A 23,175-nucleotide genomic window follows, 5' to 3' on the forward strand; every position below is an offset into this window, starting at 1 on the left:
CGGCTGGCCGGTTTCATTTACCGTCTCTGCCAGAATATGATCACAGTTTATATGTAGTTGTTTTTGTTCCCGGCATTCCGCCGCAATGAGCATCACTTCACGGCAACCGTAAGTGTTATAAACCTGACAGGCAAAAGCCTGCTCGATTGCGGCACGCTGATATTCATATAAAGGCTCAGCCCCTGTCAGAATACTGCCTGGCGAGTGTATTTTGATATTATTCTGTAGAAGGTGCAGTGCCAGCTCGTACAACGGGTTGACATAAGCTACCAATGCATCAGGCCGGTACGTATTTATCTGTGCAATATATTCATGCATATTTGCTGGCGACATTGAAAACGAGTTCAACATTTTTCGGTTGTAAAACCAGTGATATAACTGCTCTTTCCACTGTCTGGTGACCGATGCCTTGCCAATACCCGCACCCCATAAGTATAACGTGCGCTCGCCGAGCCCTGCGCCAAGCCAGTTATACCCTCGCCACATCACCGCCTCGCGCCGGGTATTGCTGTCATGATTAAGTTCGATAGTAAGAGGTTGTCCGGTAGAGCCGCCGGTAGATTTGACAATGTTATGTGAAAAATTTCTTGCTCTTAACTGCTGATAATTCTGCCGGATATCATCTTTCGTTAGTATCGGCAGTTGTTGGAACTGTTTCATGCTATCGACAGTACGGATATCATCAATACCTGCGTTTTGCCAACGTTCACGATAAAACGGGCACTGTTCAAAAGCATGATTTAATAGACGTGTCAGCGCCTGCCATTGTAGTTGCTGCAACGCTTCGGGAGATTTTTTTAGATTATTGCTGTACTCCGTTACATAACCAGTCAGAGGCTTACCTTTTACTTTTGACATAAAAGGTAACACAACGCCACGTAGTAATTGTGGGTATAGTTTCATGTATTACGCATCCGTTCGCAATTTACAGCAGCGTTAACGCTTGCTACGGCCAGTCACATCTGAGCCGCCCACAGAGTATAAACCAAGCTTTCGTCACAACCAACAGTTGATTATTAATGGCTTAAGCGTCAAACTCGGACGAGGAACTGCTGAGTAGTTTCAGTTTTCTCTCCAATTGCAGATACGGAGTGTCATGGATGACCATCAAGCGTGCCGATACCTTATTTACGTTGATTGTGCTGCTGTTAGGCTACAGTTTATTTATTTACCCTCAGGTGATATCAGACTGGCGAACATACAGCTTTGACGATGGCACATATTCTCACGCCTATCTGATGCCATTCATCATCGTTACGTTGCTGTGGCAACAACGTAATAATCTTGTACTGCGCTTTCAAACTGGTTATCTGCTGGCTATGTTGTCGGTTATGGCTATTCTGGCTATCAGCATTGCCGCCCAGCAAGTCAGTATTATCCGGCTACTTTTCCCACTTTATGTCATATTATTATTCTGCACACTGGTTAAACCATCTTTAGCATTAGTAGTGCCTCTGGCATTACTGTGGTTTATATCACCGGTTTGGGGCAGTCTTACAGGTCCACTGCAGTATATTTCCGTTGTTATCACAAAGTTCATAATGCAGCTGACACACATCCCTGTGTATGTCGATGGTAACTTTGTTCAAATCCCACAAGGTGTCTTTGAAATCGCTGAAGGATGCAGTGGCTTACGCTATTTTATTGTATCGCTGGCACTTAGTACTTTACTGTGCCATCTGCATCTACGGAAACTGAAGAATATGATCTTGCTGACGCTATGTGCCGTCGTCGGTGCGATCTTAGTCAATGGTATCCGTATCGTTCTTATCATACTGATCGGCTACTACAGCGATATGCAAAGCGCTATTGTAAAAGACCATAATATGTTCGGCTGGTTTTTGTATATCCCCTTTATTATCGTGCTGTTTTATCTGGTTGGTAAACTTGAGCCTCATGCCCCTAAAGAAGAGAAGCAATACCTGCCGCAAAACATTGCAACTCTGCCGCTGGTCCTGGTTATTGTTACCAGCCTGCTGATGTCCGGCCTTAGCGTAAGGTTGCTGATGGGGCAATACCCTCTGCTGGACTTTAGTGCCGTTGAACTGACGACGACAGAAAAAGCTCAAACACCATCACCATATATTCCAGCATACAGCAGAAAAGCGCATAATGTACTGGATGCTGCAGGTGTAGAGGTGATTGATATCAGCTATCAATTTGATGGTCGCCATGATGCTAATCGTGCTGATTACTATCTGAATAATATTATTCCGGATGGCTGGGCTAAAGTAGAGAGTGAGCTCACCGACAACAGCAGACTTATTTGGTTAAGCGACCACTCAGGTAACAGCGCTATATTACAGTACTGGTATGAAGCGAATGGCCAGAAATCGGGTTCTGTCGGCGTATACAAACGCAACAGAATAAAACAGGCTTTGCAACTTGATGCTAAATCGTCACTTCGCTGGCAGTTTGTGCGCTGTAGTAGCCTCAGATGCCAGGACGAAGCCCAATTATTGCGTCAACTATTGAATGAATAATGCATCTGAGCGCACCCTCTTTTTAGCTAGCAGATGCAACACAGTTACAGGAGCTTTATGAAAACGTTTAATAAAGTATGTGTAGTAGGTCTGGGTTATATTGGTTTGCCTACTGCTGCAGTTATTGCTTCACGCGGAATCGAAGTTCTTGGTGTAGACGTTTCAACCTATGCGGTTGACACCATTAATCAAGGTAAGATACATATCGTTGAACCGGATCTGGATATGTTAGTTCAGGCCGCGGTGATGACCGGAAAACTCAAAGCAGCAACAGTACCTGATACAGCCGATGCCTTTATTCTTGCCGTACCCACGCCATTTAAAGAAGACAAAAAGCCGGATCTCTCCTTTATCGAGGCGGCAGTAAAAAGCATTGCGCCGATAGTAAAAGCTGGTGATTTGATTATTCTGGAGTCCACCTCTCCGGTAGGAACCACGGAAAAAATCTCCCGCTGGCTGGCTGAATTACGCCCTGATTTGATCTTACCTCATCAAGACCCTGATAATGCCCAGCTCTATGTTGCTCACTGCCCGGAGCGCGTATTGCCAGGACGTATTCTGCAGGAACTGGTCAGTAACGACAGAATTATCGGCGGCATAACCCCACGTTGCGCCGAAATAGCAACGTCTTTGTATATGCAATTTGTTCGCGGTGAATGCCTGCAAACAAGCTCAAGAACTGCCGAAATGACCAAACTTACCGAGAACTCATTTCGTGACGTTAACATCGCTTTTGCCAATGAGCTATCGATGATTTGTGACACATTAAAAATTAATGTGTGGGAGCTTATCAAGCTGGCAAACCGCCACCCGCGGGTAAATATTTTATCACCAGGTCCCGGCGTCGGTGGCCATTGTATTGCGGTAGACCCGTGGTTTATTGTCGACTCGGCACCTGAGCAAGCCAACATGATAAGGCTTGCCAGAGAAATAAACGACTACAAACCCCACTACGTAATGGATAAAGTCATCAAGGCTGCAGATGAATTTAAACGTCCGGTAATAGCCTGCCTGGGGCTTGCGTTTAAAGCAGACATCGACGACTTACGTGAAAGCCCCGCGGTTAACATCACACTGGCATTAAAACAGCAAAATATTGGCGAAATTTTAGTAGTTGAACCTAATATTAAAGCCTTGCCAGCTTCATTGTCAGAGTTGAAGTCAAATCTGGTGTCTCTGCCTGAAGCAATTGAAAAAGCCAATATTTTACTCATTCTGGTAGACCATAAACAGTTTAAAGCACTCAGCCTTGCCGAAGTTGCCCGTAAAATTGTTATCGATACCAGAGGGATATTTGGATAAATATATCAACACAAGGATTGGGATATGAAAAGCTTCACCAGAGTCAGCACAGCAGTCATTATAGGCCTCTCGCTCACAGCATGCGGCCAGAAAAGTAGCGATGAGCACTTCGAGGCAGCTCAGACTTTTCTGGCTAACGACCAGTTCAACAGTGCGTTAGTCGAACTAAAGTCTGCGTTGCAAAAAGATCCCGAGCGCGCTGACTTCAGGCTGGCACTGGCGCAGCTTTACGTACAAGTAGGTGCATTAGATGATGCAGTAAAAGAGTATCAACGCGCAGATCAGTACAGTCAGGACAATTCCACCTTCATACAAGATTATGTCAAGGTGTTATATCTGAACAGTAATTACAGCGATATATTAACGCTGCTGGAAGATACTTCCGCTTACGCTCAGCCAGAGCAGGATTATCTGCTAACTTACAAAGCGCTGGCAGAAGCCGAGCTGGGTGGCACTGATAATGCTGAGATGTTATTCAATCAGCTTGCTGCATCCAGTCAGACAGATGTGGCAGACTTTGCAGCGGCCTTTCAGGCGCTGGCGAAATCCGAGCTGGCTGAAGTGAAACAGAAACTCATGCAAATTCCCGAATCTTCCGCGCTGTATCACCAGTCACTGTATGTTAGAAGTAAAATTGCCCTTGCACAGAATGACACAACATCAGCTATCACACTGTTAAAAGCATACGTAGCAGAAAATCCCTTTCATTTATTGCCTCAGTTGTTGTTGGCCCAGTCTTATGTAAAAACTGAGCAGTTACAGCAAGCCGATGCCATACTGCAGCCGCTACTGAAGAAAGTACCACAGCAGCCGCTGGCGAATTACTTCGCCGCTATTATCGCCTATGACAAGAAAGAGTTTGAACAGGCCAGAATCAACATAGACACAGCGATAGGCGGGGGATTTAATTCGGCACAAGCGCGCATTCTCGCCGCCTTGATCGCCGTCAACCTGAAATTAGAAAATGTCGCTCTGAGCCATTTGGAAGTCATTAAAGACATTCTCACACATTACCCGGAAGCTGAAATGCTTTACGCCCAGCTCATGCTGAAAACAGGCAATACAGCGGCGGCACAACAATTACTGTCAGGAAAGGAACTGCAGCAATCCGACATTCAACTGCTTGCTGCAACAGCGTTTGAACTGACAAAACAAGGTAGTACTGAAGCGGCTCAAAATCTGCTGGCGCAGTACAAATCCGATGAGCCTTTCTCAGCACGGGAGTTACTGACGCTGGGCGCAATACAACTTAAAATGCCAGGCCAGCGTGATACGGCAATCCGTTCGCTGGAGCAAGCATTGCAGCTAGATCCAGCCGCTGATCAGGCCCGGGTACTGCTGCTAACAGCGTATATCAAGCAGCGAGAGTATGATAAAGCGATGGCGCTGGCAGACGAATGGATTGCCAGTACCGAACGTAGTAATGCCGGCCATAATATGAAAGCTTATGTTGCGTTAGTCAGCGAACAACCGGACATCGCAGCTGAGCATATTTCTTTGGTGCTTAAAAATGAACCGAAGAACAGTCTGGCCCGGTTGTTAAATGCCTCTCTGGCTGCAGCTCAGGGCGACACGGAGCTCGCAACAAAACGCTTTAAATCACTACTGGACGATGAGCCACAAAATATTCAGGCGCTTGAGCAATATATCGCGCTGAGCCACGGCACAGGTGATAAAGCGGATGCATTACAACGCCTGACGAAAGCGCAAAAAGCTGACCCGCAAAACTACAACCTGACATTAATGCTGGCCAGTTTTAAACATAGTGAAGGCGCTTATAATGAGACACTGGAGCTACTTAATGGCATCAAAGCAGAGCAACGTGAATGGCTGCCTATGCATTGGGCCTACCTGATTGATACCCAGTTAAGATTGAATGCACCAGCACAAGCTCTGCAAAGCGCTCAAAGCTGGCATAACCTGCAGCCGGCGTCTAATATGGCGACCCAAGCCTATATGCAGGCGCTATACGCTAACAAAGATTATACAGCTGCGCTCAAACTCGTTGATCAACTACTGGCAGCTCAGCCAGGACATAGCCGCTTTATCAACATAAAACTGCAAATTCTTGATGAGGCTGAGCGCAGTCAGCAGCTATTGGAGTTTGTGCACACACTGCCGGATGATATACAACAGAAGCCAGAAACACAGTTCTTCGTCGGCAAAGCCCTGACAAAAGAACAAAAGTATTCCGACGCTGTGCAGACATTGTCTAAAAGCTACGCCAAGCAAGCCAACGTTAAAACTGCCCTACTGCTGGCCGAATTACATAGCAGGATCGGTTCAACCGATAAAGGCATCGCGCTATTGGAAAAACACATAGCAGCACAAGGCAGTACGCCTACAATACAGGCGATGCTGGCGCAGCTGTCATTAAACACTGATGCTGATCGCGCAGTTCAAACGTATCAGACTATGTTGAAAGAGCAACCTGACAATGTGCTGGCACTTAACAATCTGGCTTGGTTAATGCTGGAAAAAGGCAATCTATCTGTCGCACTGGCACATGCTAAAAAGGCGCACGATCTGCAGCCGAAGCATCCGGACATCCTGGACACTTACGGCAAAGTTTTACTAGCAACAGGTGATGCAACAAAGGCAAAAGAAATGTTTGAAGCGTCGCTAAACGTCAGGCCGGATACGTCACAAGTTCAATTACATTATGCCGAGGCATTGGTAAAAACGGGGAGCAAGGAAAAAGCCCGGTCAGTATTGGAGCAGCTTGCAGACAATCAGGAAGTAGCAGCTCAGGCAAAAGCTCTAATGGCCGAGCTGGGATTGGAAGATTAATGCCGTATCCTAGTTAATAAATAAAAAAAGCTGGCAAATGCCAGCTTTTTTTATTTTGCGGTTCTACTTCGTCAGTTTACGACGATTCAACAGCAGCAAACCTAACCCCAGAATACCCAGGGTAGCCGGCTCTGGTACCTGACGTGCAGTAACACGAGCCTGAACAAATAAGGTATTTTCGTCATTCTCTCTGGTATACAACGTATTGTCAGCAACAATAAATCCCTCACCGCCGAACAGACGAAACTCAATAGTATAAGTAATACCATCTATTTCGAATACGATAGCATCAGGCAGTCCATCAATGGTAAAAGCATCATCACAAGATGAACCTAAAGGATTTGGTGGAGGGCAACCACCTTGGTTTGGTGTTTCGGCAAAACTAATGTCAAAAGTATCTGCTACTGGGCCAAGACCAAATGGAGCGGTAATCTCAAATTCAGACATCAGATCCAAAGTGTGCAGCGTAGTAGCCGGAGACGGTAATATAAAGTTACTGTGAGTAATAACACCTGTGTCTACCCACGCACCGTCGGTCATTAAAGTGCCAGACAGTGATACAATATTCAGACCGCTAGGCCCTTCACCGCCATTACTGAACCAGTCAACAGAGTTATAACCATCTGTAACTTCCTGTGCTCCAGAGAAAGTTAAACCGCAGCCATTAGCACCTGGTAAAGCGCCCGCCGCACAATTAATAATTGAATCATCAGCAGAGTTACGGGTTTGCGCTGAACCATCAGCTAACCAACCACTGGCTGTATCAAAATCGAATGAAGCTATCAGTGCTGCCTGCGCGCTGCCGGTGAGTAATGCAAAACCTCCAACGGCTGCGAGCAACGTTTTCTTGCTTTTCATAACGCCTCCATTTGTTATTGGGTCTATGCCAGCCACCTACTGCGCTAAGCTGACTGGGACAATGGAATGGCTGCATATACTGGGCCAGATTTACTTTACCGTTATCTTTTAGACATTTAGTAAAATAATTATGAAATGACAAACTCAAATTGTAAAAAAAATAGACATCTAACTAGCGCTGCGTAAGATCACGTAGTAGCTTCAGGCTTTGTGCCCTGAAGAGTTTTAGCAGCTGTTTCCATTCATATCGCCGGCAGAGTTTGTTAACCGCTTGTGCCAGACGCATAGCTCCATTTTGCTTCGCACAATGGTAAATATCATGCCACATATGGTATTTGCCCGGCGTCCATATTTTTGCTTCCCGTAACTGCTTAAAATCTGTCAGAGCTGGCAATGCAGGAGAGCTACCGCCTATTGCAGCCAATGTTGCCATGGTACGCAGGCATTTCTCACACTTACCACAGTTAAATTGGTCTGAGGCATTACATACCCGCAGAAATGCTAATGCCTGCTCTGAGCGGGCAATCGCTATGGTTTTTTTAACCCGGCTGACCATACCGTGATGTACCACTTCAGTCACGCCATTGGTTAACAGAGGGTCTGTCATTGGGTGCGTAATAAAAGGCTCCAACTCCAGTACATCGTGGCTTGCCGGAACAAAAAGGCATCTTAACCCTAAAGCCAGACTGTAACTGATCAGCAGTACGACCTGACACCTTTGGGCAGATAGCTCAGGAAAGGCTTCTCTGAAGTTAGTTTCCATGACGATAAGGCGTTTACCGTAATGCTCAGCAAACTTGCGGGCACTCTCCAATGCCTTATCACAGCGCTCTTTCTCGTGCAGCTGAATATCGAGGCCCAGACAAAAAATCAGGTAATCGATATCATCCTGTAGCTCAAAAAAAGAGTAGCTCGCATCAACTCCACCAGAGTAAAACACTGCATTACCGTCGGGTTTGATTAGAGAGTCATGTAAGCTCGGCTCGGTTAGATCAAAATTGACAAACTGCAGGTCGTTGAACCAACCCGAAAAAATCTGCTGGAACTTGGTAAGGTTTTTAATCAGATCGCGACTAAGCGTAAAAGTACTGTCGACGCTTAACGTTTCGCCTAGCATCATGGCTGGCATTAAACAGCTGGCAAATGCGGCGTCAGCCGCTGAAGGCACTTTGATAACATCACCGCTGAACTTTAGTCGAACAGCACGGTTATCGGCATACCAGCTTATCAGCACACCGTTATGATCATTCTCTATTTTTAGCGCAGACAACTCCATTTCAGAAATCCTTTTTGCTAAATCAACTACCCCTTCACTATCGGCTCACATTGCCATATGCAGACATAAAAAAGCCAGCATACCGCTGGCTTTCTTTTAAGACACTAAATTACACTTTCTGACGGCGTAAGCTCAGCATTAACAGGCCCATGCCCAGCACAGCTATTGTCGCTGGCTCAGGGACAGACACTAAACGAGCCTGCACAAATAAATCATTGTCAGAGTTCTCTGCGGTACGCAGCAAGCTATCTTCAATTAAGAAGCCTGAATCTGCATCGCCCCATAAACGGAACTCGATAACGTATTTACGACCTTCAAAAGTAAACTCGATTGGTAAAGGGATACCAGAGATATTGAAGTAGTCATCACAAGGTACATCAGAGAACTGAATATCAGCGTCACAGTAACCATAAGGGTTATTTACTGTTTCTGTAAAACTGATACCAAAAGCTGAACTTGCCTGAGCAACAAACGGGCTCACAATATCAAATACTGTGAACAGGTTTAACTCGGCCAAAGTTACGCTACCGCTTCTGACCATACGGTTACGGTGAGTGATCATACCAGTGTCTACCCAACCTGCATCAGCTTCTAACACACCATCATATGACGCAATGTCTAAACCACTGTACTGACCAGCAACCAGAGGGTTACCCCAGTCTACAGATGTGTAGCCCTGGGCAATGCCATCTGCAGCATTGTAAAACTCCAGACCACAACCATTTGCAGCATTAGTTGCGCCTGCAGCACAATCGTATACTGTCTCTACGCCGTTGCGATGACGGGTCTGAGGGGCATAACCGTTATAATTTAAACCATCAGCTAACCAACCGCTGGATGTTTCAAAAGTAAGACTAAGTGGTGCAGCTGCTGCACTACCCGCAAATAATACTGCACTTCCAAGTGCCGCTACCAAAAAACCTAATCCTGATTTCATGACGCCTCCATTTTTACTTCGACTGCTGTTTATGCATGCGGCAACAACTGCTACATCACGAGCGGTGATCAAGCAGTTATTGTGCCAACGTTAAATTTGCATTAAAAACAACAAGTTGAACAGAAGCAAGGCAAGTGAAAGTAAACATGTGTAAAAAAATCCTACACATCTGTACTAACAATATAGCGGCCGGGCGATAGTAGATTATCTGCGTCGAACAAGTGCTTAACACTTCGCAAAAGTTGCTCATATTCGGGTGCACTGTGTGCAGCCAGAAACTGCATCATACTGATATCTAGCCGGTACGGAAAATAACCATCCTGAAGTAAATGTTTATACAACTGAGCCCGGCAGGTAATGGCTTTCTGGTCCCAGTCAATACCGTCCGTTGAACGACGGTTAAAGCTGATGCTGATAACCGCATCAAGGCAACGCTCATTTAGCAAAGTAAAGGTTATGCCACCTTCGAAACCAAATGATGCCAGAGTATACGTCACTATCTTCTCGATACAGCGGGCATGCCCACCTTCTGCCGGCGCAACAACGGCACACCAGATTAAGCCGACACCATCCTGGTCAAGCTGGTACTCCCTATCAGGCAGTTCAGGCATACGCCAATATGCACTGGCAAGAAAGTTATCACTGGGCTGGCCTTTCATCATAAGATGTACCGGCTTAAGCACTGCTAACACGCGAGCCATGTCGCGACGTAACAGCTTTGATAGTAGCCATTGATACTTTTCAATAGCTTGCAATAAGGTATCACTGACAAAATTTAGCTGGGTTGCTTTGAAATGACGAAATTGTTTTTTTAATGCCGATTTTGCCAGCTTTACCTGTTCCTTGGTACCGTATAACGCACCGGATACATTCCACACGCCAACCTGCCAATGTTTGCGCAACTGCTGTAGTCTTTGGGGAGTAAGCGGATAAGCTGATTTCGCAGCATCTTCTGCGGGAAATTGCTGCAGGCCCGGCAGCACTCTAAATGGATTAGCGATATGCGGCAGACTTGTCAGATACCCCTGCCGCTTCAATTTGCTGAGGCTTTCAACTATATCCTCCAGCATGTCTTGTTCTGTGGAAATATAGAATGCCAGAAAGTTCTCTGGTTTTGGCATTAGCCACAGGGTAATGCTCAGCACCACGCCCAGATTAGACTGGAAAAACAAGCCGTCCAGCGCAGGCCCTAAACCTGGTTGATAAACGCCGGCGGCTTTAGCGCTACCAAAGCGGTGCAGACCAGTTTTGATAACCCGGCCATCAATTAACATCACCTCCAGGCCGCACACATATTTAACATGTTCACCATAAGCGGTATGGCCAAATCCACGCTCAACAGTATTACCCACTACACTACAGCTGGCACTGGAGCCTGTGCAATCCATCCAGTGATGGTCACCTTGCTGTTTTAAAAATGCAGCGAGTTCAGCCTGAGTTACACCAGCCTCAACGGTTACAACACCGTTTTTCTGATCGTAATTACTTATCTTTTTAAGCCGGCCCAGGTTAAGAATCACGCTGTTCTCGCTTACCGGCAGCTGCGAACCATATCCCCAATTTTTTCCTGAGCTCACCGTGTAGAGTGTCTGGTTATACTGACGGGCTATGCCAAGACAGTCTGCCAACTGATCTTTTTCCGGATGAAGAATTGCCAGCACTTTGGCGCTATATGCAAAAGTCGCCTTTTGCGCATCCTTTAAGCTGGCTGTGTCATCAATAACCTGATCGTCAGCCAGTAGCTGTTTCCACGCAGATAACGCGCTGCCAAAGCCATTTGAGGGCATAAAGAAATCTCAATTGTTGTTTAACTGTAACGAACACCCCAGCCTAATTTCGGAAATTTACGCTTGATCGGACGGGGTTTTTCATTCGGATAAAGCTCTCTCTCAATTGACTCGAGCAATTTCACATAGCCGATCGACAGGTTTTTTCTGAACATTTCGGGGTTAATATAATACGCTGCCCGCTTGCCATGATACTCAACCGGTTCACCGAGTTGTTTAAAAACAATACCAACAAAAGTTAGACTTCTGGCCAAACGGGGTTCCATCATTACAAAAACGTGTTTTTTATTGTTATGTAGTGCCATTAAAGCGGCTGACAAATATAAACATATCGCGATATAAGGAAAGCAGCGCAGTTCTTTTTCAGAAAAGAATACTTCATTGATGACACCGGTTGCTGCCCCTTTGTACTGGTCGAATTTACGCCGGCGGAATGTCTCTGGCACCGCCAGTCGGGAGATTTCACAAATTTCACTTCTGGGAAAGGCAGAAGGTTTAATATCAGGGTCTGTAATGGCGTGCATACAATGCACTTCTATAGGCAGCATGTCGCCGGTCTGTTCTGATGTAATTAACCGCACGGTACCAGCGACTCTGCCTGTCGTAACATGACGTATCAGGCTATGAAATGAATGACTGTCAAATTCGTCCTGTTCCAGCCGGTTATTTCGCTCGTCCTCAAAATGCAATTCCTCACAATAAACCTGATGCCTGACATTGAAAACCTCAGATTTGAGCTCGTCCGTATTGGCCAGCTCAACTTTCAGAAACTGCGAAAAGTGACTGGCGATGGCACTGGCGTCATTACTCGCCAACCGGGAAATAGCCTTGTTGACAAGGTGTTTCACCACAGGAATCTTCTGCATGAACTTTAAATGTTTCATTTTTCACCTGCGATACTACGTCTACCAAAAATCAGTCGTTTTTGGCTGATAATTATGTGAATTAACGTTAGCACAATATTTGTGCTTTTGTGTTCAGGCTATGCGCCTTGCTTAACGTTACATGAATAACCGTTTACTTTTTAAAACTAAGGTTGCTGATTTATTTCACTATTTACTCTGACGCTGAATAACGATCTGTTCAAGCCAGGGTAAGTCGCTGGTAGTGGAATACTCCCAGCCAAACTTCCGCGGCGGACGTACACGCCAATATGGTTTCTTGTCCTTCAGCCGGCTGGCTTTATTTTTACAAGGGGCTAGTAAAGCAAAAAAGGTTTCGGCAGATTGCCGGGAAATCTGTGGTTCAAAGTACAGCGCCTTCCCAAGCAGAGCAGCTACGTCACAGCTATGCTGCATATCGTTCCATGGATTGATATCCTCCATCTGCGCGTTATCAAATACCACCAGATACTTGGGCAACTGCTGACCTTCAAACTTGTCTTTGCCCGGATAAGTTCCATGTTCCAGAACAAAACGGCCGAACAGCCGCAATAATTTCTCAGCCTTCTCAGACTGAGTCAATTGATAAAAACGCCAGATAGGATCAGCCAGCAGCGCTAACATCCAAGGAGAGCAAACAGCTGATTCGTCTGTCCCGCCTTCATGCGCTTTAAAACTATGCTGTGGGCAGCCACGCTGCGGCCAGCCGTTGGCCGGTGAGACTACCATGTCTAAGGTCGCATTCAGGATCTGCTCAATTCGTTGCAGTGCCTTCGCATCATTCGTCAATTCGTAATAACTTAAGGCGGATTCAAGCGCTGCGGCCTGATTCCTTTCTGTCCAAAACCCCCGATTGCGGTATTCAGGGTTCCAATCCAGAGATGCCAGATAAATACGGTTAATAGCGCGTCTGGCGGATTCATCACCGGTCAGCTGATAGTAATACAGTAAACCCCGGGGCATCAGGTATTTAACGTCTTTTTTCTCTACCAGTGAAAAATAACCATCATCTGCGACTCTGGCCAGATAAAACTGACTTGCCGTTATAGCTTCTTGTTTCCACTTAGGATCCCCGGTTAGCAAAAACAATTGTGTTAGCGCTCGTGGCCTGTCGTACAAATACTGGCTGGCTTTATCCGCAGTGATTTTGTCTTTCAGCAGCAACTGAGCATCTGTCACGTAACTGGCGTAGCGTATCATCGGTTCCACGTACCAACTGGTATCAACCTGTCCTGTGACATGATCCGGCCCCCACAAGCTAGGCTGAGTAATGGCTTGCGCCACTGGCAAAAATATTAACAGTAAGACGCTAATATGAGAAAACCGCATATTATATCCTCCATTTGACAAGAACAGGCCGGTGGTCGCCACTGCTAAGTTGCAGCACGCGGGCTTCAAGCGGCATCAAATCACCGCGATAAAGCTGATGGTCAATTCGAATACCATGCCAGCGTGTGTACTTGGTGTAACGCACTATTTGCGTCGGTCTTTCAGACAATGCATTCCCCAGAGAAGAAAAGTAGTGCTGGTATATTGGTGATAAAACCGGCATGTTAAAATCACCGCCAATCACCAGTGCTTCTGCCTGAGAATGCGCCCAGTCGGCAATGATTGTCGACTGTAGTTCTCTATCCTGCTGCCTCAGCTGCATAGCGGTATTATCAGGACTTAACTTAATTAGAGATTCCAGCGCAGGCCTTGGTGTTTCAAAGTGAACATTCGCCAGCAATAAATTACGCTCTGGTAAATTAAGTCGATAGAACACTGCAAAATTACCATAACCCTGAAACAAGCTGCGGGACAGAGTTTGCTCAACGTCAAAAGGGAATTTACTGACAATACATAAGCCAGCATCACAATGCGTTTGCCAATCATTGGTGTTAAAAGCAACTAACTTTTCCAGCCGGGCTTCCTGAAAAATAGCAACTGACACCCTATGCTGCGACATTAAACGTGCCAACTGTTCAGTATCTGCCATATTACCTAAGTTGGCCGACAGCAAAACCAGGTTAGCATCTTCTGCGCTACGGCTAGCAGGCCAGCCAACATCAAGTATTTTCACCGCGACAAGCAGCATTGGAAGCAGCATCAGATATTGCCAGCGCTTCAGTGACCTCCACCCAAGCAACCAAGGTAGAAACAGGCCAAAATACAACCAGGAAGGGGAGTAAAGCACCAATAAACTGAGCCATTGTAACCACCGCCAGTTAGGCCAGTAAGATACCAGCGCCAGCAGCAAAGCAAAAGCGAATGCCAGAATACGCAAACTACGCCATCCCCGCCATGCGCTAGCGGGCATTGTATAGCTCCAGGTACTGCCCGGCTGTCTTCGTCAGAGAGTACTGCTGCTCAACCCACTCCCGGGCCTGCCTGCCCAGCTTTACTCTGTCTTGTGCTCTTTGCTGCAAAGCAGAAATCAGCGAGCTTAGCTCATCTATATCATTGAACTCATATAGAAAACCTGTTTTACCTGGCTTCACAAGCATTGGATTCCCCCCAACGTTGGTCGCGATAACGGGTTTGCCGTACGCCATCGCTTCAAGTATTACCATCGACAGTCCCTCAGTACTCGAAGTAACAACCAGCGCATCAATATGAGGATAAATATTTTGCCGGTTAATTTCCATGCCATGAAACACAGCCCGGAGCGCGTGATGCTGCTGATGAAAAGTTTCCAACTGCGATCTTAGCTCTCCGTCACCAAAGAAATGTATTTCGATCTGGCTTTGGCTATCGTTATCCATCTGTGACACGGCCTGCAACAGACTCAACTGACTTTTTAATTTCACCATTCGGCCAACAGATCCGAGCCTGAGCACATCATTGTGCGCGGCGTTTCTATCATCTGTTAACACTTCTGGCGGCAGTCTGACACCATTATCAATAATATACTGTGGCACTTTATGCCAGCCATGATGAGCGAAGCTGTGTTTAGCCTCTGCCGACACAAAAGTGATGGCATGAATGAACCTGCGGGCAAAACGGTGCAGTCTTATCCAGTGCGGTTTATTTAACGGTGCGGCGCCGTGGCGGGTATATATCAGCTTCTTATGCTTTAACAGAAATAGATGGAACACCAGGCTTTTAAGCGCGGCCGGAGAATGAACATGAATGACATCAAAGCGTGTTAACAGCTGCAACCTTTGTTTCTGCGCGCGCCAGCCTTTACCGTTTGTAATCGTCAGCGGGATATGATGTTCATGGCATACCGAAACCAGGGTGTCTTCTGCAAGGCCAAAAGACAAAATGGCGACGTCTAATCCCTGACCGACCTGCTCCTGACACAAGTCGATAACAAAACGTTCTGCGCCCCCGACTTTTAAACTACTAACAACATGAATTACCGACTGCCTACCGGTAGTTGACATATCAATTCCTTATGATGTCAAAGATCTGGTGAATTATATATTTTTACGCCCTACATGGTAGACTGTACGTGATATAGTTTGAAAGATAAATATGTTCATTGGTATGTCAGGGAAGGATATCCGGGTGACCTCAGCAACAACATTACGCATTATGGAAGTAGTGCAAAGTCTCGAAAAAGGTGGCAGAACAGTAAGGTTCCATGACACGGTAAATGCGCTGTGCCAGTCTGGCCATCAGGTTATTGCTGTTTGTTTCGGTCCCTTTGATAAACCTACTAACGCTGAACAAGATATTGCCCTGCCTCAGATTTCCGGTAAAAAATTTGGCCTGATATGGCAGTTGGCCAAACTGATTAAAAAGCACAACATAAACCTGATACATGCGCATTGCGAGTCCAGTCAACTTTATGCCGGGCTTGCCGCTAAGCTCTGCCGTATACCTGCAGTTGGTACTTTTCACCGCTCCAGACTGGAATGCTATAACCCCTCACTAAGTAACCGTCTTATCCGCTTTGCGCTGTCACATTTTGTTGCGGTATCAGAAGATCGTATGCGGCTTCTGACCGGCAATATGGGGCTGCGTGATAGCCACTGCAGTGTCGTTTATGGCGGAACGTCGCTGTTATCAGTGCCTGCACGCACGAAACAGCAGGCCAGAGCAGAGCTCGGCCTGAACACTGACAGCAAAATCCTGCTCAGTATCGGTCATCTCGGTGCAATAAAAGGGCATCAGGATACGCTGCAGGCGCTGGCGTTGTTAAATGACGCTGATGTGCAGTTATTTATTGCCGGCACCGGCACTGAAGCAGAAAAACACCTACTCGTTGATTTAACGCAAACACTTCAGCTGCAACATCAGGTAACTTTTCTCGGCCAGATAACCGACCCGGCCTTGTGGCTGGACGCTTGTGATATCTTCGTGCAACCATCGCACGAAGAAGCATTTGGTCTGGTGTTTATTGAAGCCGGAGCACGGCGAAGACCTGTTATCGCTACCCATGTTGGTGGCATAAAAGAGATTATTTTGCACAGTGTAACCGGTTTGTTAGTTACACCAGCTTCAGCACGCCAACTGGCTGAAAATATGCAAAAACTGCTCGATGACGCAGATTCACGCCAGAGCATGGGCGATGCGGGTTTCAACCGCGTGCACCAGACATTTTCCGTTGAAGCGATGACGACGCGGTATCTGAAAATTTTTCAAAAACTTATGCCAAAAGAAGGATCTTATTATGACGCAAGCTAGCGTAACTGTAGTTATCAGCCCACGTGATCGCTACTCAGGCATCATTGCATGCATTGAAAACCTGTACCGCTGTACGCCAGAACCGTTTTTACTAAAAGTGCTGGATCTGGATTACCCATCGCATATAAAACAGCAAATTAAGGCATTGTTGCAGGATAAAACGAACGCCGAAATAGTCGAGTTAGGGCTGATGATCCCAATGGATGCAGTCAGTAAAATCCGTGACAGCATCACGACGCCCTATACCATGCTGCTGGATAACGACTCCAACGTAACACCTGGATGGTTACCTCCGCTACTTGAAACGGCGCTGAGCAGTGGTGCTGCCGTTGTTAACCCGCTGACGCTGGAAAAAGAAGGTGTTGACGAAGGCGCCACACTGCGCAACCATTTATACACCAACGCGATACAGGTAGTAGATGTTGAAGGCAAAGAGTATCTGATTGAGCACAAATCATACCGCCGGGCGCTGCCACAAGATATACCTCAGCAGGTTGCGGACAGTGAGATGTTTGAGCTGCATGGCGTACTGTTTCTGACCAAAGCGTTACAACAGATCGAATTGCCGTCAATGGTGATCCGCGAACATATCGATATTGGTATTCAACTGCGTAAACTGGGCTACAAATTACTAAGCCAACCAGAGTCGGTCATTATTTTCGACAATTTGGGCACCCGCATGAGCTGGTTTGATATGCGCTTTTTCTTTTACCGCTGGGATCCGAAATTAACTTACACCTCATCCAGGTTATTTGAGCAGCGCTGGCACTACAATTTTTACGCCGAACAAGCTATGTATCACTGGGTGTTTCGCCGTAAAGTATTTTTGGTCTGTCGCTGGTTGCACCTGCCTATCTCCGTCAGCAATAAAATAGTCCGTATAGTGGCGAAATTAAAAACCCTGATCAAACCGGTCTGGAACCCATTGTCAGATCCGGCGGCAACGGCCCGCCCGGCAGAGCTGGACAGATTTACTCATCAGCCTCAGGGATAAGAATATGCGCGTTCTATTCTGCCTGACAGCACTGCTGCTAAGTCAATGGAGCCTGGCAGCCAGCACAGTCGACCTGCCGGAGCTCATATCCCGCATAAAGCCATCTATTGTCGCTATCGGTTTGTTAAATCCGACAGCATCCCCGCGCATTACCCTGCTCGGCACAGGTTTTGTCACGGGTAACGGTAAGCAGATAGCAACGAATTATCATATTATCGCCCGGCCGACTGATCCGTCGACATTAGAGCAATACGTTGTTCTATCGGGCCAGGGCGAGAAAGTCGAAGTGCATAAAATCTTGCATACAGCAGAGGATTTAGCACATGACATTGCTGTACTGAGCATAGAGCAAACACTGCCAGCGCTTGAGTTGTCCGGCGCCGAAATGCTGGCTGAGGGCAATACGGTGAGCCTGACGGGCTATCCTATCACCTCAGTGTTGGGGTTATACCCCGCTACGCATACCGGTATTATTGCCGCGCACACACCTGTTGTTATTCCGGCACAAAACTCTCAACAGCTGCAAACAAGGGCGATTCGCGCATTGAAACAGCCCTATCTGGTGTATCAGCTGGATGCAACAGCTTACCCTGGCAACAGTGGCAGCCCGCTATTTTCTTTGGCGAACGGTGCGGTTATCGGCATTATCAACCGTGTACATGTTAAATCGACCAAAGAGGCCGTATTATCAGACCCCAGTGGCATCACTTATGCTATTCCGGTAGTCCACTTGCTTAACCTGCTCAGCACCGGAACTGCGCCCTGATGCAGGACAACGTTAGTCTGGTCTTTACCATCAGCTCTGCCGGTTTCGTGCTGGCGATCTGCTGCTACGCTTTTTTATTCCTGTTGTTATTAACAGACAAAGCCACCAACAGAACTAAAAACCTGCTGCTGGCTTTTGCTGCAGTACAGGTCTTATGGGCAACGTTCTATCTGGTGTTCAGTACACAGCCTTTTATCAGTGCAGACTCAGTGATTGTTGAGGCACTGCGTCATATACTGTTGTTCTTGTTATTGTTTTCCTGTCTGAGCAGCAATGAGATACGCTGGTGGTCTTTTCTGGCGCAGGGAGCGGTTAAACTCGTTATCCCATTAGTGTTTGGCCTGGCTCTGGTCAATGTCTTTATCCCGCTAAGTAACAACATTACATTCAGTATCAACTTGTTACTCTGTATTGGCCAGCTGGCACTGCTCGAAACACTTTACCGGCGGGCAGGGCCTGTTGTATGGCAGTTCAAACCATTAGTGCTTGGGCTTGGTTTGCAAATTCTGTTCGACTTTATCCTGTTGGCAGAGGCAGCATTATTCAGCCGCATCGATCCACAACTGTGGGCCGCCAGGGGCTTTATTGCCGCCCTGGTGCTGCCATTGCTGGTCGTCGCTATTCGCCGTATCCGTTCATGGGCAATCAGTGTTTACGTGTCCCGGGAAATTGTTGTTAACAGCACTATAGTGTTACTGGCGGGTATTTACCTGAGTGTGCTGGCTGTCGCGGGCTTTTCCATCAAGTTATTTGACCTAAGCTGGACCGGCCTGCTGCAGGCAATATTGATTGCTGCCGGTTTCTTGCTGTTTGCCGTTGTGGCGTTATCAGGCAAAGTCAGACGTAGATTTAAGGTGTACATTGAGAAAAACTTTTACGCCAATAAATTTGATTACCGTACCAAGTGGCTAAGCCTGACACAGTATCTGAAGTCGCTGAAACTGCAGCAGGATGTCGACTATCAGGCCTACCTCAAAGCCTGGCTGAGCGCTACCGGCTATCAAAGGGGGGCGCTGATACGTGCTTTTACCCCATCACAGCTGCATGCAGTTGCCTGCCTGGGACGGGTATCCGTAACTGCGGATGAGCTTAATCTGCTACGACATTACTGCCAACACCATGCCAGGCCGGGCTGGATCACTGACTTATCTGATCCAACTGATAGCTTTGTGCAATTTAAGGGCGATACACTGAAGATTGACGGGCACCTGATTATCCCGGTTTTTGATGAGCAGCAGCTATGGGGCTTATGTATGATCAATACGCCAACAGCAGAGCGGCTCAAGCTGAACTGGGAGCTAAGGGACTATCTGATGATTATTACCGAGCAGATCAGCAGCTATTTACTGCTGACGCTGGCCAGTAAAGCGCTGAGTGAAAATGCCCAGTTTGCCGCGTTCAGCAGGATGTCAGCCTTCGTCGTACACGATTTAAAGAACGTAAAAGCCCAGTTAGACCTGATGCTGAACAACAGCAAAAAACATATGCAAAACCCCGAGTTTATCAAAGATAGCTTCGACACTCTGGAAGCCATGCAGCAACGGCTTGGTAATATGCTGTCACAACTAACAGATAAACGCAGTGACTCAAATAACAGCAGTAAGTTTTCAGTAGCACAAGAACTGGAGCAGGTCATTAAACACAAGTGTGCGGTAAGAAAGCCCCTGCCCACCCTGCGTGTATTAAACAACTGCATGTTATCTTTAGATAAAGAGCGTTTTAGCAGCGTACTTTATCATCTTATTGACAATGCCCAACATGCCACCGAAGAAACAGGCAAAGTTGAAGTGACTGTTGATGTCAAAGCTGATGCAGCTTCAACCATGTTGCAGATTAATATTGCTGACACCGGCTGCGGCATGAGCGAGCAGTTTATTCAGCAGCGTTTATTCAAGCCATTTGACACCACTAAGGGCAACTCGGGTATGGGCATTGGCGCTTATGATGCGTTGCAGTTTGCTCAGCAACATTATGGCCAGTTGACGGTCAGCAGTGTTGAGGGTAAAGGCAGCTGTTTTACGCTAACCTTGCCTGTACATACTGCCTCAAAATAGTAACGCCAGCTGATTAATAGGCGCAGTGCGGCGACGAGCAGCACTGCACTTAACGCTAATCAGACACTCTGTGCCAGCGCTTTGAGGTTTTCACCGGTAACCCGGTTTATCCGCCAGTCATGTAACATAGTGGCGCCCTGCGCCTGATAGAAATCTATTGCCGGCTGGTTCCAGTCAAGCACCGACCACTCCAGCCGGCCGCAATCCCGTTCAACCGCCAACTTAGCCAGATAACTCAGTAACACTTTACCTAAACCTTTGCCACGAAAATCTGGTAAGACAAACAGGTCCTCCAGATAAATACCCGGCTTTGCTAAAAAAGTAGAGTAATTGTGGAAAAACAGCGCAAAACCGGCCGCTTGCTGGTTATATTCGGCGATAACCACTTCTGCATAGCGCTTGTCACCGAATAACGTTTGTTTTAATTTATCTTCCGTCGCTACCACCTGATCGGCCAGTTTCTCATATTCGGCCAGCCCCTGAATAAACGCCAGTATGGTTGGCACATCCTCCGGCGTTGCCAGACGGATATTAATTTGTGTGGACATCTCTCACTCCCCAATAAATAAAACCGGCAGGGCACAAGCCCTGCCGGTTTTGCAGTGTAGCAAGTTGTAACGCTGCCGTCAGCTGGCCGGCGCTATCGCCATGGCTTCCAGTGTACCGGCAGCAAAGCTGTCTACACTGATAGCGCTAAAACGCAACTCATTCATTCTGTTTAATTGCAAAGCTTCTTCAGCAGTAATAATGCCTGCGTCCTGCGCCTGCACAATGGTGTGCTCCAGCGGCTGCTTACGCGGTAACTGACCATTACGCTGGGCCTGATAAATTTTCTTCATCAGTGGCTGAGCTTCATACATCGCAATGAAGGCGCTTTCCATCAAGCCGGTAGCGTCGTTTTCATCTGCACCGATGTAACAAAGATGCGTTAACCTATCGCGTACCACCCCCGGTTTAGACATGGCTTCGCAAATCTGGATAGCAATGTCATCTGCCGGCATTTTATAGCCAATGCCGAATGGGAATACCAAAGTACGCAACAGGCCTGCGACAAAGCGGTTCGGGAAGTTCGCAAAGAAACCGTCAAAGGCACGCCCTATTTCAAACAAAGCGCGCTGCAAACTGTAATGCACAAAGGGCAGATCACACTGCTGACGACCATTATCTTCGTAGAACTTAAGTACTGCCGATGCAATATAAAGCTGGCTTAATACGTCGCCTAACCGGGCAGACAACATTTCGCGGCGCTTTAACTCCCCACCTAAAATCAACATTGAAAAATCGGCACTCAGTGCCAAACCACGGCTCATACGGCTTAGCTGCTTATAGTACTGTGCGGTTTCACCAGATACCGGCGCATTGTTAAAGCGCCCTGCTGTCAAACCTTGCCATAAAGCACCAAAAGTATTACCCACCGCAAAGCCAACATGCTTCATCAGCAGTTTATCAAATTGCTTTAAGCCCTCTTCTGAATCCGGGTTGGCAGCGGCTTCCAGCTCAGCCAGCACATAAGGATGGCAACGCGTCGCTCCCTGACCGAAAATCATCAGATTGCGGGTCAGAATATTTGCGCCTTCGACCGTAATGGAGATCGGAATCCCCATATAACCATGTGCCAGATAGTTTTTCGGCCCTACCTGAATAGCGCGGCCAGCATGAATATCAAAAGCATCATTCATCAGTGTGCGGGACATTTCTGTCATATGATACTTGGCAATGGCAGTAACCACACTTGGGCTTAAATTCATATCAATAGCCCCTGCTGTCATCACCCGCATCGCTTCCAGACTGTACGTCAGGCCACCGATGCGCGCCAGCGATTCCTGTACACCTTCAAACTTGCCGATAGACATACCAAACTGCTGACGAACATAGCCATAAGCCCCTGTCATCCGGGCTGCCAGATGGCCGGTAGCGGTTGCCAGTGCCGGTAAGCTGATACCACGCCCTGCTGATAAACATTCCACCAGCATGCGCCAGCCACGGCCAGCGTAATCCGGGCCACCGATGATCCAATCCAGCGGAATGAACACGTCCTTGCCGTAGGTTGTACCGTTCATAAACGCCATGTTCATCGGGAAGTGACGATCACCTATCTGCACACCGTTATGGCTGGTAGGGATAAGAGCACAAGTAATGCCCAACTCTGCTTTATCGCCCAGTAAACTATCCGGATCGTACAGTTTAAATGCCAGGCCCAGCACCGTTGCTACCGGCGCCAGCGTGATATAGCGTTTATCCCAGTTCAGCCGGATACCGACAACCTCTTTGCCGTCAAACTCGCCTTTGCAGACAACACCGGTATCAGGGATACCACCAGCGTCTGAGCCAGCTTCAGGGCCAGTCAGCGCAAAGCAAGGCACATCGGTACCGTTTGCCAGGTTTGGTAGCCAGCGATCTTTCTGCTCTTGCGTACCATAGTGCATTAACAGC

General features: G+C 47.2%; 18 protein-coding genes. 7 read left to right on the plus strand and 11 right to left on the minus strand.

Annotated features, from left to right (window positions below; genetic code table 11):
* A partial coding sequence (locus VIN66_RS06350) for a phenylacetate--CoA ligase family protein (protein WP_414709870.1) occupies positions 1-903 on the minus strand: 903 nt, incomplete at its 3' end.
* 197 nt (positions 904-1,100) lie between these two features.
* Between VIN66_RS06350 and xrt the strand changes: the two genes are divergently transcribed.
* Genes xrt through prsT form a run of 3 tightly spaced genes read left to right on the plus strand, consistent with a single transcriptional unit; the run spans position 1,101 to position 6,575 of the window.
* On the plus strand, positions 1,101-2,483 hold the full coding sequence (gene xrt / locus VIN66_RS06355) for an exosortase (RefSeq protein WP_331923188.1): 1,383 nt from the start codon (positions 1,101-1,103) through the stop codon (positions 2,481-2,483).
* Positions 2,484-2,540: 57 nt separating this feature from the next.
* Positions 2,541-3,785 carry a UDP-N-acetyl-D-mannosamine dehydrogenase gene (wecC, locus tag VIN66_RS06360; RefSeq protein ID WP_331923189.1) on the plus strand — a complete coding sequence of 415 codons (1,245 nt, stop codon included), beginning with the start codon at positions 2,541-2,543 and terminating at the stop codon, positions 3,783-3,785.
* Between the two features lie 24 nt (positions 3,786-3,809).
* On the plus strand, positions 3,810-6,575 hold the full coding sequence (prsT, locus tag VIN66_RS06365) for an XrtA/PEP-CTERM system TPR-repeat protein PrsT (RefSeq protein WP_331923190.1): 2,766 nt from the start codon (positions 3,810-3,812) through the stop codon (positions 6,573-6,575).
* Between the two features lie 63 nt (positions 6,576-6,638).
* On the opposite strand, the gene VIN66_RS06370 is transcribed toward prsT, so the two are convergent.
* From VIN66_RS06370 to VIN66_RS06405, 8 genes are all read right to left on the minus strand, one after another.
* Entirely contained in the window at positions 6,639-7,433 is a 795-nt protein-coding gene (locus VIN66_RS06370) for a THxN family PEP-CTERM protein (RefSeq protein WP_331923191.1), read from the minus strand.
* A gap of 172 nt (positions 7,434-7,605) precedes the next feature.
* On the minus strand, positions 7,606-8,709 hold the full coding sequence (locus tag VIN66_RS06375) for a hypothetical protein (RefSeq protein ID WP_331923192.1): 1,104 nt from the start codon (positions 8,707-8,709) through the stop codon (positions 7,606-7,608).
* 109 nt (positions 8,710-8,818) lie between these two features.
* Positions 8,819-9,646 (minus strand): THxN family PEP-CTERM protein, encoded by an 828-nt coding sequence (locus VIN66_RS06380; RefSeq protein WP_331923193.1) that lies wholly within the window; start codon positions 9,644-9,646, stop codon positions 8,819-8,821.
* A gap of 161 nt (positions 9,647-9,807) precedes the next feature.
* A complete protein-coding gene (locus VIN66_RS06385) occupies positions 9,808-11,433 on the minus strand; it encodes an FAD-binding oxidoreductase (RefSeq protein WP_331923194.1) in 1,626 nt (541 codons plus the stop codon).
* A 20-nt stretch (positions 11,434-11,453) separates the two neighbouring features.
* Positions 11,454-12,317 (minus strand): PEP-CTERM/exosortase system-associated acyltransferase, encoded by an 864-nt coding sequence (locus tag VIN66_RS06390; protein ID WP_331923195.1) that lies wholly within the window; start codon positions 12,315-12,317, stop codon positions 11,454-11,456.
* Between the two features lie 168 nt (positions 12,318-12,485).
* Positions 12,486-13,643, minus strand: coding sequence for a hypothetical protein (locus VIN66_RS06395; protein WP_331923196.1), 1,158 nt, complete (start codon positions 13,641-13,643; stop codon positions 12,486-12,488).
* 1 nt (position 13,644) lies between these two features.
* Positions 13,645-14,613 (minus strand): endonuclease/exonuclease/phosphatase family protein, encoded by a 969-nt coding sequence (locus VIN66_RS06400; RefSeq protein ID WP_331923197.1) that lies wholly within the window; start codon positions 14,611-14,613, stop codon positions 13,645-13,647.
* Positions 14,603-15,682, minus strand: a complete 1,080-nt coding sequence (locus VIN66_RS06405) for a glycosyltransferase family 4 protein (RefSeq protein WP_331923198.1) — start codon at positions 15,680-15,682, stop codon at positions 14,603-14,605. Before VIN66_RS06405 ends, VIN66_RS06400 begins: the two co-directional genes overlap by 11 nt.
* 124 nt (positions 15,683-15,806) lie before the next feature.
* On the opposite strand from VIN66_RS06405, the gene VIN66_RS06410 reads away from it, so the two are divergent.
* From VIN66_RS06410 to prsK, 4 genes are read left to right on the plus strand one after another with little or no spacing between them, the layout of a single operon-like run.
* A complete protein-coding gene (locus VIN66_RS06410; RefSeq protein ID WP_331923199.1) occupies positions 15,807-16,928 on the plus strand; it encodes a glycosyltransferase family 4 protein in 1,122 nt (373 codons plus the stop codon).
* Complete coding sequence (locus VIN66_RS06415) at positions 16,915-17,922, plus strand: hypothetical protein (RefSeq protein WP_331923200.1); 1,008 nt, start codon at positions 16,915-16,917, stop codon at positions 17,920-17,922. Before VIN66_RS06410 ends, VIN66_RS06415 begins: the two co-directional genes overlap by 14 nt.
* A gap of 4 nt (positions 17,923-17,926) precedes the next feature.
* Positions 17,927-18,688 carry a serine protease gene (locus VIN66_RS06420; RefSeq protein WP_331923201.1) on the plus strand — a complete coding sequence of 254 codons (762 nt, stop codon included), beginning with the start codon at positions 17,927-17,929 and terminating at the stop codon, positions 18,686-18,688.
* Positions 18,688-20,742 carry an XrtA/PEP-CTERM system histidine kinase PrsK gene (gene prsK, locus VIN66_RS06425; protein WP_331923202.1) on the plus strand — a complete coding sequence of 685 codons (2,055 nt, stop codon included), beginning with the start codon at positions 18,688-18,690 and terminating at the stop codon, positions 20,740-20,742. The genes VIN66_RS06420 and prsK overlap by 1 nt, the downstream gene beginning before the upstream one ends.
* 59 nt (positions 20,743-20,801) lie before the next feature.
* On the opposite strand, the gene VIN66_RS06430 is transcribed toward prsK, so the two are convergent.
* Together VIN66_RS06430 and VIN66_RS06435 are read right to left on the minus strand one after the other, a co-directional pair.
* Positions 20,802-21,290 (minus strand): GNAT family N-acetyltransferase, encoded by a 489-nt coding sequence (locus tag VIN66_RS06430; RefSeq protein WP_331923204.1) that lies wholly within the window; start codon positions 21,288-21,290, stop codon positions 20,802-20,804.
* A gap of 78 nt (positions 21,291-21,368) precedes the next feature.
* A partial coding sequence (locus VIN66_RS06435; RefSeq protein WP_331923205.1) for an acyl-CoA dehydrogenase occupies positions 21,369-23,175 on the minus strand: 1,807 nt, incomplete at its 5' end.

The organism is Rheinheimera sp. (assembly GCF_036568245.1).
In the GTDB taxonomy this organism is placed as follows: Bacteria; Pseudomonadota; Gammaproteobacteria; order Enterobacterales; family Alteromonadaceae; genus Alishewanella.